Consider the following 10,468-nt stretch of genomic DNA (forward strand, 5'->3'; position numbering starts at 1 on the left):
CACCGTCCCGGAGCCATAGGTTCCGAGGTAGAAATGCGGCGGGTCGTCCGAATAGTTCAGTTCGAATGCCACGGGACCGTAGGTCGCGCCCGCCTTGAGCAGGAAGCGGCGCTTGGTGTTCCCCTTGACGCTATTCCACCAGGACTGGTCGCGCACCTTCACGCTGACGCCGTCCATCTGAACGGTCATCGCCCCGTCAGGCGCACCGGTAAAGTTGTCGTCGCCGGGCGGGTTGATGCAGACCGTCTCGGCCCCGGCATAGACGTCGTTCGGGTCTTCGACCGTGATACTCGCCGTGGCCTGGGCCTGCTTGCCGCTGGAAGGCTCGATCACGGTCAACCTGACCGTGTAGGTTCCGGGCGCATCGTAGCAATGCGCGATCCACGGGCCGCGCCCCTTGCTCTTGTCATTCCATTCAGCCAGCACGTTCTGCGGCGCCGACCATTCCCCCGTGTCGCCGGTATCCCAGATATAGACCAGTTCATGCAGGCGCGGGTCGTAATTCGCGCCCGGCGCCGGTCCAGGCGTGTCAAAGGTTGAATTTGACAGATCGACACCAAGGCGCACACTGTCGGGCGCGCAGCGCAGGCTCGTGCGATCGACCGTGATCGACACGATCCCGCCATCGAGCCCCGGGCCGGGCGCGGGCGGCGGCGGAGCAGGCGAGGGTGGAGCGGGCGTTTCCTCTGCCTGGGTCGTGCCGCCCCAGTCAGCCACGGTCAGGGGGCCGGCGGAGCGGCCGTCCTGTTCGAGGATCAGGGTCACGGATTTCCCCGAAAGGGCCTTGGATGTCAGACGGATTTTCATGTTCATGCCTCGGAAATCGCGACCAGAATGATCCCGGTTTGGTTTGCTGTCGAGGGTGTGCCGGTCACGGTATGGGGTGTTCCGGCCGCGACGTCGCCTTGCAGCGCGATGCTGACATTGCGGGTCGTTGCGGTGGGCATGACGGCGGTCTCGATCTCCGTCGCGCCGGTCCAGGTGAAGACCCCGTCCATGAAGCTGACGCCCATGGCACAGGCCAGCATGGCATTTCTGGCCGAGACGGGCGTTGCCGAAACCGTCAGGGTGCCGCCCTCGCTGCTCTGCACCGCCGCGACATCCGAGACGACGCCGTTCCGGATGCCATGCACGCTCAGGACATGGGCATTAGCGCGTACGGGCAGGTCGAACGCAATCGTGCTGGCCGCCGTTCCGGCCGCGGTCAGAGTATGGGCAAAGGCCGCCACCCGGCCCGAACCGTTCGATCCGGCATCGGTGCTGATCTTCTGGCTGGGCACGCCGTTGACGCTGGCGCTCTGGGCATAGTTGTCGGTGCCATAGAAGAACAGGATGACGTCACCGGCGGCATAGCCGCTGAGATCCACCGTGAAGGACGGGGTCGCACTCGCGTTGCCCGAGGACAGGAAGCCGCCGATCCGCGAAACGCCCAGCGGAGCCGAGAGCACCGGAACCGTCAGCGTTGTACTTTGCACGCTGCGGGTTCCGTTCGCGTCCTTCACCGTTTCGGTTACCCGCAGCACCGTGCCGCCATCTTCGGGCACGATCACATGCGTCGGCGCCGTCTCGTCGGGGATGACAACGCCATTGCGCAGCCACTGGTAGCTCTCGGTCGGGACCGTTGCGGTCTTCTCGCTTATCCACAGACCGGGCTGAAGGGTCAGCGTGGCTCCGGCCGCGGCGGTCCCGGTGATCCGGGGTCTCACGAGGTTCACCGGACCGGATTTCAGCAACTGCGGATCCACCTGGTACACGCCATTGAAGGCAGATGTCCCCGAGATCGTCAGGCTCAGCGTAGATGACGTGGCCGCGAGGATCTCGATCTGGCCGCTCACAAGCGTCAGCTCGAGCGGCGGCAGAACGCCCCCCGCCCCCAGCCACGACATGTCGGCCGTCTGCGTGATGCCTGTTGCGATGGACAGTCTGGTCATCAGTACATCACCACGATGCCGCTGGCGGTCGTTCCGGACTGCCAGATCCGCCTGACCCGCAGCGGGAACGCGCCGCCGGCAGCCACATAGACCGTTGCGGTGGACCCCCCGATTGTCGTCACCCGAACGCTCCCGGAGGTGGCCACGTTGATGCCGCGGCTGGCCACTGCGAGATCTTGGGTATCGCTGGGCTCGACGGCCAGAAGACAGACGGCGGGGCTTTCGAGGCCCCCGACGAGGTTATTGAACTTGTCGGTCATGGTCATGTGTCTCCAGTTTGCGGGATGTCAGGTAGTTTCGGGATGTCAGGTGGGCCGATGGAAAACCCGGGAGCCGTATCAGACCATTTTCACGGGCTCGGATGTCGGGAGGCACTCTGACGCAAGGGGATGAAACAACCGTAAGGCGACCGTTCGCTGCCCTCCACCGTCAGCCTGAGCAGCAAGATTTTGACAAAATGGGCCGGTATGCTAACAGGCCCGATCGGTTCGCACAGTCCATGTTCCCGGCGGCAGGCACGCCCATGATTCCTTTCATTGCTCTTTTCTCATGGCCGCTTTTCAGCGCGTTCTTCTTCCTGCGTTTCTCCACGCCGGTCGCGGTCGTGCTCACCATCCTGGTCGGGTATCTGGTGCTGCCGGAAAAGACCTCCGTCGATCTGCCGCTGTTGCCGGAACTGAACAAGAAGACGATCCCGGCGCTGGCGGCGCTGGTGCTGGCGCCCCTGCTGGGGCGGTCCCAGCCAAATCAGGCGGTGCTGCCCGGTCTGCTGCCGCGGCTGTGGACGATGCGTCTTCTGGTCCTGTTGCTGGTCGTGGGGGCGTTCATGACCGTCATGACCAATGGCGACATGCTACGCTACGGCACGACCGTCCTGCCGGCGCTCCGGCCCTATGACGCGTTCTCCTACATCCTCAGCGCGCTGATGTTCGTGGTGCCGATGGCGCTGGCGCGGAAATACCTCGCCACGCCCGAGGCCCACCGGATGCTGCTGATCGTGCTCTGCGTGGCCGCCCTGGCCTATTCGTTCCTGATTCTCGTCGAATTGCGGATGTCGCCGCTGATGCATTACTGGGTCTACGGCGAGTTCCCCCATGTCTGGGCGCAGCATGTGCGCGCCGGCGGCTGGCGGCCTGTCGTGTTCCTGGGCCATGGCCTGCTGGTCGGCATCTTCCTCTGTGCGGCCGCCCTGGCGACCGCCGGGCTCGTGCGCAGCGCGGGGGGCCGGCGGGGACCCTTCATCGCGGCGCTGCTGTGGCTGCTTGTCATCCTGGTGCTGTCCAAGAATCTGGGCGCGCTCATGATCACGCTGCTGCTATTGCCCCTGGTGCTGCTGGCCACGGTTCGCGTCCAGCTGATCGCGGCCGCCCTGATCGCGGCAAGCTTTCTCACCTATCCGGCACTGCGCCAGGCGGGTCTCATCCCGATCGACAGCGTGGTCGCCTTCGCCGAGCGGATCAACCCCTATCGCGCCCATTCGTTGCAGGTGCGGCTGAAGAACGAGGATGCGTTCCTCGACAAGGCCAAAGATCGTATCCTGTTCGGCTGGGGGGGCTGGGGGCGCTCGCGCACCTATAACGACGAGGGCGTGGACGTCACCATCGCGGACGGGGCCTGGGTCATCACCCTCAGCATCTCGGGCTGGGTCGGCTATGTCGCGCGGTTCGGCCTGATCTGCGTTCCGCTCTTCCTGTTGCTGTGGGTCCGACGACGACATGATATCGGGACGGAAACCTCGGTTCTCGCCCTGCTGGTCGCCGGAAACCTGATCGATCTCGTTCCGAACAGTTCGATCACCCCGATCACCGCCCTTGCCGTCGGGGCGCTCTGGGGCCGGGCAGAGCTTGGCGCGATCCGCTCCGCCCCCGCTCAGGCGGACAGCCCCGGCGAGACCCTGGTCCGGCCGGGGTATTTCCGACCTGCCCTGGCGCGCCGGGACAGGGCGGCGGACCCGCCCGCACCAGGCAGCGCTGCCCCCGAACGGCAGAGGCCGCTCAACAGCCGCTACACCCGGCACACACCCCCCACGGGCCGCAGCCGCATGACCTGAAACGGCCCTCAAGGGACGCAATCACCGACCCCATCGAAAGACGGGTGCCGGAGCGGCAGGCAAGGTACTTTCCAGGCAAGGACGAGGATCATCTTGGACGAGCAGGTCGAGACCGAAATTTCCGTCATCGTGGTGAATTACGGTACCGCGGAGCTTGCGCGCGCGGCTGTGGACAGTGTGCTTGCCCGCACGCATGGCGGGCGAAAGGTCGACATCCACCTTGTGGACAATGCCTCTCCCGGCCGGGACCGCGAAATCCTCGCCGAGGCGGCCCGCTCCGAGGCCTGGCGCGGACGGGTCACCTTCTATCCCGAACAGACCAATCACGGCTTCGCACGCGCCCACAATCTGGTGTTCCGGGCGCTGGCCGCGCGCGCGCATCCGCCCGACAAGGTGTTCCTGCTCAATCCCGATGCCCAGCTCGAGAACGAGGCGATCGCGATCCTGGCCGATACGCTCGATGCCGATCCCGGCCTCGCCATGGCCGGGGCGGGGATCACCGAGCCCAGCATCGGCCCGGCGGTCGCGGCATTCCGGTTTCCCGGCGCCGCGTCCGAATTCGCCCATTTCATCGGCTTCGGGCCGGTCTACAGGCTGTTCGAGCGCGCCAGGGTGCCGCTGCCGCCCGACCATCCCGAAGGGCCGGTCGACTGGGTCACCGGGGCGGCCTTCATGGCGCGGTTCGGGGTGCTGCGCGATCTCGACTGGTTCGATCCCGCCTTCTTCCTCTATTTCGAAGAGACCGACCTGATGCGCCGGGCCCGTGCGGCGGGCTGGCAGATCCGCTATGTCCCCCGCGCCCGGGTGCTGCATCTCGAAGGGGTGGCGACCGGGATCAAGAGTGGCGAGGACCAGCAACGGCGTCGGCGCGGGGCCTACTGGTACCGGTCCTGGGCGCATTACTTCCGCAAGGCCAAGGGGCGGGCGGGGGCGCTCGGCATCGCGCTTGCGGTGCTCCTTGCCGGGCTTGTGCACTATCCGCTGGCAGCCCTGCGCCGCCGCCCGCCTGCACTGCCCCGGCGGTTCCTGCCGGATTTCCTTGTCCATGCGATGCTGCCGCTCCTGTTCGGGCGATCCCCGCCGGCCGACACGGCCGCTGCCCCGGCGCCGCGGGGGGCAACCAACCGCAACCCCGCGGATATCGGCTTCTGGGCTCTGGTGGCCGAGGATTTCCGCACCCATGAGCGCGATCCCCTCTCGCAAGGGTTCTGGGCGCTGTTCTGGCACCGCTTCGGCAACTGGCGCATGGGGGTGCGTCCCAGGGCCCTGCGGATACCGCTGAGCCTTGTCTATTTCACCATGTACCGGCTCGGCCAGCGGACGGGCGGTATCATGCTGCCCTATTCGGTGCCCGTGGGCCGGCGCGTGAAGCTCGAGCATTTCGGCGGCATGATCCTGTCCGCACATGAAATCGGCAATGACGTGATCATCCGGCAGAACACCACTTTCGGGATCGCAGGTCTTGACGATCTCGAGGGGCGGCCGACCATCGGCGATGGTGTCGAGATTGGTGCCGGTGCCGTGGTGATCGGCAATATCCATGTCGGCGCGGGCGCGATCATCGGTGCGAATGCGGTCGTGGCAAAGCCGGTGCCGCCCGGTACCGTCGTCGGCGGGGTTCCGGCGCGGATCATCCGGATGCGGGATGGCTGAGATGGGTGTCAGCGCCGTGATCATCGGCCGGAACGAGGGTGCGCGGCTGATCGCCTGCCTCGAGGCCGCCAGGGGCCGGTTCGACCGGATCGTCTATGTCGACAGCGGATCGACCGATGGCAGTCAGCAGGCCGCCCGGGTCCGCGGCGCAGAGGTGGTCGAGCTTGACATGGGCACGCCCTTCACGGCCGCCCGCGCCCGCAATGCGGGTTTTGCCCGCCTCTGTGAGGGGGGCAAGACCCCGGAATTCGTCCAGTTCCTCGACGGCGATTGCATCCTGCAACCGGGCTGGATCGAGACGGCCCTGGCCTTCCTGCGCGCAAATCCGGCTGCCGTAATCGCCTGCGGCCGATGCCGCGAGCGCTACCCCGACCGCTCGGTCTACAACAGGCTGGCCGATATCGAGTGGGACACTCCGATCGGGCAGACAAAGGCCTGTGGCGGTGACATGTTGATCCGCACCGGGGCGCTTCTTGCGGTTGGCGGCTATGACCCGACCCTGATCGCCGGCGAAGAGCCCGAGCTTTGCGTGCGCCTGCGCGCGGCGGGCTGGCAGATCTGGCGGCTCGATGCCGAGATGACGCTGCATGACGCGGCGATGACCCGCTTCGGGCAATGGTGGCGGCGCGCCGCGCGCGGCGGCTATGCCTATGCCCAGGCGGTAGCGATGCATGGGCGCCCGCCCGAACGCCACGGGGTACCGGAACTGGTGCGGATCGTCGGCTGGGGCATGCTGCTGCCGCTCATGATCCTCGCGGGGCTTGCGCTCACGCCTTGGGCGGCGCTGCTTGTGCTGATCTGGCCCGCGCAGATGATGCGGCGCTGGCGCAAGGGCGATCCCTGGTATCAGGCCGTCTTCGTCACGCTGGCCAAGTTCCCCGAGGCACAGGGGGTGCTGACCTATCTCTGGCGTCGGCTGCGCCGGGCGCCGATCGCGCTGATCGAGTACAAATAGGCTCTGTTCCGGCCCGATCAGCCCGGCAGCGCGGGGGCTTGGCTATCGACGGCACCCCGCAACACCTCGGTGATCGCCGTGTCTTTGATCCACAACGCCAGCGCCGCGCCCAGAAGGCAGAACAGGAACAGCCCCAGATCGAGCAGCGGATCCCAGCTGCCCTTGCGATGGGTCAGCCAGGCAACCAGCGGGTAGACGAGCAGCACCGCAAGCGGCGGGGCGATGATCGCCCCCATCAGTCCGAAGGCCTGGATCCCGACCAGCAGAAGGACGGTCTGGATCACCGCCTGGATCACAGTGAACACCGTCATGTCCCGCGAATTGCCCTGCGCCAGAAGCTTCTGCTGATAGGCTAGAATCAGGATGGTCGGCATGTAGGCCAGCGCCAGCAGCACCATGAGCGATCCGGCAAGATGATAGGCCGGCTCATAGAGCAGCCGCACCAGCCAGTCGCCGATAAAGGCCAGCAACAGGCTTGCAGCCAGCATCGCCCCGGTCAGCATCCCCCGGGCCAGGCGCTGCTTGCGGCGGCTGTCGGCGCCCTGGGCGTCGGCGGTCCTGGAATAGACCGGCAGCAGCACTTTCGCGCTCAGTTGCTGCGCCATATTGGTGGGCGCCGTGGCCAGGAAATAGCCGATATTGTAGATGCCAAGCTCGGCCAGGGTAACGAACTTGCCCAGGATGGCGCGGTCGCCGGCATTGATCAGGAAGCCCGCGATAGAGCCGATGAAGATGTATTTTCCGAAATGGAAAATCTCCCAGAAGGCGCTCTTGTCCCAGCCCGGACGGTTGCGGATGCCGGGCAGCATGAGATGGGACAGAAGCGTCCTGAGACCCTCGGTCACCAGGCTGCCGAAGATCAGCGCCCAGACCGATTTGGTCACGACCGCTGCGATCACCATCACCACGATGCTGACGGCCTGGCTGAACAGTTCGATGAATGTCAGGCGCCCCAGCATGAGCTGCCGGTTGGCGGTCGAGACATTGGTCGATTGCAGCCCGTTCAGGACCGCGGCGAAGCCCGCCACCGGCAGCAGCATGGCCAGCATCGGCTGTTCGTAAAGGCTCGCCGCCGGAACCGCGAGCGCGATCGTCAGGCACCACAGGAACACCCCGCGCCCGATCTGCACCGTCCAGGCGGTGTTGAGAAAGACCGGATCGTCGCCGCGCCTGTTCTGGATGATCGAGGTCTTGACCCCAGTCACCGAGAACATCTCCAGCCCCAGGATGATGACCTGCACCAGCGCCATCATGCCGAAGGCTTCGGGGAACAGAAGCCGGGTCAGGATCAGGTTGGAGACCAGGCGCAGGAACTGCGCGCCGCCGAAGCTCAGGAATGTCAGCGCAGAGCCGCGCGCCGCCCGGGCCTTCAGGCTGTCATCCGAAAGCACCTCGCGCAACCGTTTGCGGATCACGGGCATATTCTTCCGGACTGGGACCGCGCCATTGCACGGAAACGGGAAGGAGGACCGGACATGGCTTGGCGCGCCGCAAATGCATCGGGAAAACTAGCGTCCTTGTAGACGCCGTCGGACCGGAATGCCAAGGCCCAAGATCGGGCGTCAGGGCTGTCGATCCGATCGGCTTGCCATCCGCCAATTGTCCCGAAAAAGTCCGGCTTTGACCGCCGCGGATGATATATTAGATAGCGGCGGCCGGGATTGGCCCCGGCCGCCGCCAGACGATTCGCGGTGGGTGCCGCGTCCCCTGCCGCAGGGGCCGCCCCCCTCGCAACCGCCTGGCGAATCCGAAACCGACCGACCGGCGGCCCCGCGCAATTGGCAAGGCGCATACCGGAACTGGCCCACAACACCTGCCCCGGCAGGCCGATATGTCCGATTGCACAGAGAGTCCCTTGATTTCACAAGATCATTACCCGCTGGCCCGGACCCGCTTCACCGCAGGCATCAGCATCATCGTTCCCACCTATCGCGAAGTCGAGAACATCCCGCTTCTGCTGGCGCGGATCGACGCGCTGCGCCGGGACCGGGATCTCACGCTGGAAGTGCTGTTCATGGATGACGACAGCCGGGATGGCAGCATCGAGGCGGTCGAGCGGTCGGGGTTCGACTGGGCGCGGATCATCGTGCGCCAGGGCCCGCGCGGCCTGAGCGCCGCGGTGATCGACGGGTTCCGCGCCGCCCGCTACCCGGTGCTGTTCTGCATGGATTGCGATCTCAGCCACCCGCCCGAACGAATCCCGGCGATGATCCTCGCGCTCGATGCCGGACAGCAGATGGTGATCGGTTCGCGCTATGTGCCCGGCGGCTCGACCGATGACGACTGGGGCTTCTGGCGCTGGATCAATTCGCGGATCGCGACGCTTCTGGCGCGCCCGCTCACCCAGGTGCGCGACCCGATGTCGGGCTTCTTCGCGCTGCGCAAGGCCGATTTCGACCAGGCCCGGGATCTCAACCCGGTGGGCTACAAGATCGCGCTGGAACTGATCGTGAAATGCGGCCTCGAGAATGTGGGCGAGGTGCCGATCCACTTTTCCGACAGGGTGCATGGCGTGTCCAAGCTGACCTTCCGCGAACAGCTGAAATACATCCAGCACCTGCGCCGGCTCTATCTGCACCGCTTTGCCAACGCGATGTACATGGCGCAGTTCCTCGTCGTCGGCGCCTCGGGCGTGGTGGTGAACCTCTCGGTGCTGAGCCTGTTGAAATGGGCCGGGCTGCCGGACATGCTGTGCCTGGCCGGCGGGATCGCGGTCAGTGTCATCACCAACTTCCTGCTGAACCGCCGGTTCACCTTCTCCTATGCCAAGGACCGCCCGATCCTGAAGCAGTTCGCGGGCTTCGTCGGGGCCTCGGCCGTGGGGATGGCGGTGAACTACGGCGTGGCGCTCTATCTCAACGCCCATGTTCTTGGTGCGGGTCCCTTGTCGCTTCAGTTCGCGGCACTCGGGGGCATCGTGGCGGGGATGCTCTTCAACTTCCTCGGCAGCCGCTATTTCGTGTTCCACAAGCGCTTCGTGAAACGGTGATGACGGACAGGACGCACAGGGGGATCACGCTCTTTGTGGCGGGCGTCTACGCCATCCTCGTGCTGCTGACGCAGCTCGGATCCGTCTCGCGCGAGATCATCAACTGGGACGAAAGCACCTTCATGCTGCTCGGGGCCGACATCCTCGACGGCATCCTTCCCTATACCGAACGCTTCGACAACAAGCCCCCGATGATCTTCTTCCTGATGGGGGGCTGGATGGGGCTGTTCGGTGAAACCGTGCTGTCGGCCCGTCTGTTCGGGGATGCCTGCCTCTGGCTGACCGCGATCTTCGTCTTCCTGATCGGCCGCCGGATGGCGGGGCCGCTGGCCGCGGGGGCCGCGGGAGGCCTCTTCATCGCCATGAACGCGGTCGAACCGGGGCTGCACAGTTCGGCCGGGCTGCCGGCCATGGCGATGATGATGGCCGCGCTCTGGCTCTGCCTTGCTTGGCGCGACCGGGTCTGGGCGATGGTGCTGGCGGGCGCGCTGGTCTCGCTTGCCGTGCTCACGCGCAGCAATCTGGCCTATGCCGCGCTTGCCAGCGGGCTGTGGTTCGCCCTTGTCGGGTTCTGGCGCCCCGGTACGGGTCGACTGTTCCGCTGGTCGCCCTTCGCCTATGCCGCGGGCGGGGCGATTCCGGTGGCAGCTCTTGTCCTGGTCTATGCCCAGGCCGGTGCGCTGGCCGAACTGAAACTCGGCGCCGTCGATGTCGCACTCAGCTATTCCAAGCAATGGGGCTTGGCGAACGCCTTTGTCGAACATCTGCGCAAATGGGCCGAAGCGGTGAAGGCCGCGCCGGTCCTTTACGGCAGCTTCACGCTGGTCACGGGGCTTGCGCTGGTGCTGACGCTTCTGCCGCCGTTGCAGGAACGGCCAAGCCGGCTTGGC

The 10,468-nt window shown here is 66.0% G+C and carries 9 protein-coding genes; 5 read left to right on the forward strand and 4 right to left on the reverse strand.

Translation table 11 applies throughout. The features are described 5' to 3' along the window. The 3 genes from ENN83_RS07010 to ENN83_RS07020 all read right to left on the reverse strand — a co-directional run. The coding region (locus ENN83_RS07010; RefSeq protein WP_287185516.1) for a PKD domain-containing protein at window positions 1-813 on the reverse strand (813 nt) is incomplete at its 3' end. Beyond that, complete coding sequence (locus tag ENN83_RS07015) at window positions 810-1,931, reverse strand: hypothetical protein (protein WP_287185517.1); 1,122 nt, start codon at window positions 1,929-1,931, stop codon at window positions 810-812. The genes ENN83_RS07015 and ENN83_RS07010, both read right to left, overlap by 4 nt. Continuing rightward, window positions 1,931-2,191 carry a spike base protein, RCAP_Rcc01079 family gene (locus tag ENN83_RS07020; RefSeq protein WP_287185518.1) on the reverse strand — a complete coding sequence of 87 codons (261 nt, stop codon included), beginning with the start codon at window positions 2,189-2,191 and terminating at the stop codon, window positions 1,931-1,933. Before ENN83_RS07020 ends, ENN83_RS07015 begins: the two co-directional genes overlap by 1 nt. Before the next feature lie 263 nt (window positions 2,192-2,454). On the opposite strand from ENN83_RS07020, the gene ENN83_RS07025 reads away from it, so the two are divergent. The 3 genes from ENN83_RS07025 to ENN83_RS07035 all read left to right on the forward strand — a co-directional run bounded on the left by ENN83_RS07025 (window position 2,455) and on the right by ENN83_RS07035 (window position 6,589). Beyond that, a complete protein-coding gene (locus ENN83_RS07025; protein ID WP_287185519.1) occupies window positions 2,455-3,981 on the forward strand; it encodes a hypothetical protein in 1,527 nt (508 codons plus the stop codon). Window positions 3,982-4,074: 93 nt separating this feature from the next. Next, entirely contained in the window at window positions 4,075-5,634 is a 1,560-nt protein-coding gene (locus ENN83_RS07030) for a glycosyltransferase (protein WP_287185521.1), read from the forward strand. 1 nt (window position 5,635) lies between these two features. Beyond that, window positions 5,636-6,589 carry a glycosyltransferase family 2 protein gene (locus ENN83_RS07035; RefSeq protein ID WP_349760101.1) on the forward strand — a complete coding sequence of 318 codons (954 nt, stop codon included), beginning with the start codon at window positions 5,636-5,638 and terminating at the stop codon, window positions 6,587-6,589. Between the two features lie 17 nt (window positions 6,590-6,606). Here ENN83_RS07035 and ENN83_RS07040 read toward each other — a convergent pair whose 3' ends face one another. After that, a complete protein-coding gene (locus ENN83_RS07040; protein ID WP_287185524.1) occupies window positions 6,607-8,010 on the reverse strand; it encodes an oligosaccharide flippase family protein in 1,404 nt (467 codons plus the stop codon). Window positions 8,011-8,444: 434 nt separating this feature from the next. Here ENN83_RS07040 and ENN83_RS07045 point away from each other — a divergent pair, with 434 nt between their 5' ends. After that, a complete protein-coding gene (locus ENN83_RS07045; protein ID WP_287185525.1) occupies window positions 8,445-9,578 on the forward strand; it encodes a glycosyltransferase in 1,134 nt (377 codons plus the stop codon). Beyond that, the coding region (locus ENN83_RS07050; protein ID WP_287185526.1) for a glycosyltransferase family 39 protein at window positions 9,578-10,468 on the forward strand (891 nt) is incomplete at its 3' end. The genes ENN83_RS07045 and ENN83_RS07050, both read left to right, overlap by 1 nt.

This window comes from Rhodovulum sp., assembly GCF_011048875.1.
GTDB lineage: Bacteria > Pseudomonadota > Alphaproteobacteria > Rhodobacterales > Rhodobacteraceae > Rhodovulum > Rhodovulum tesquicola.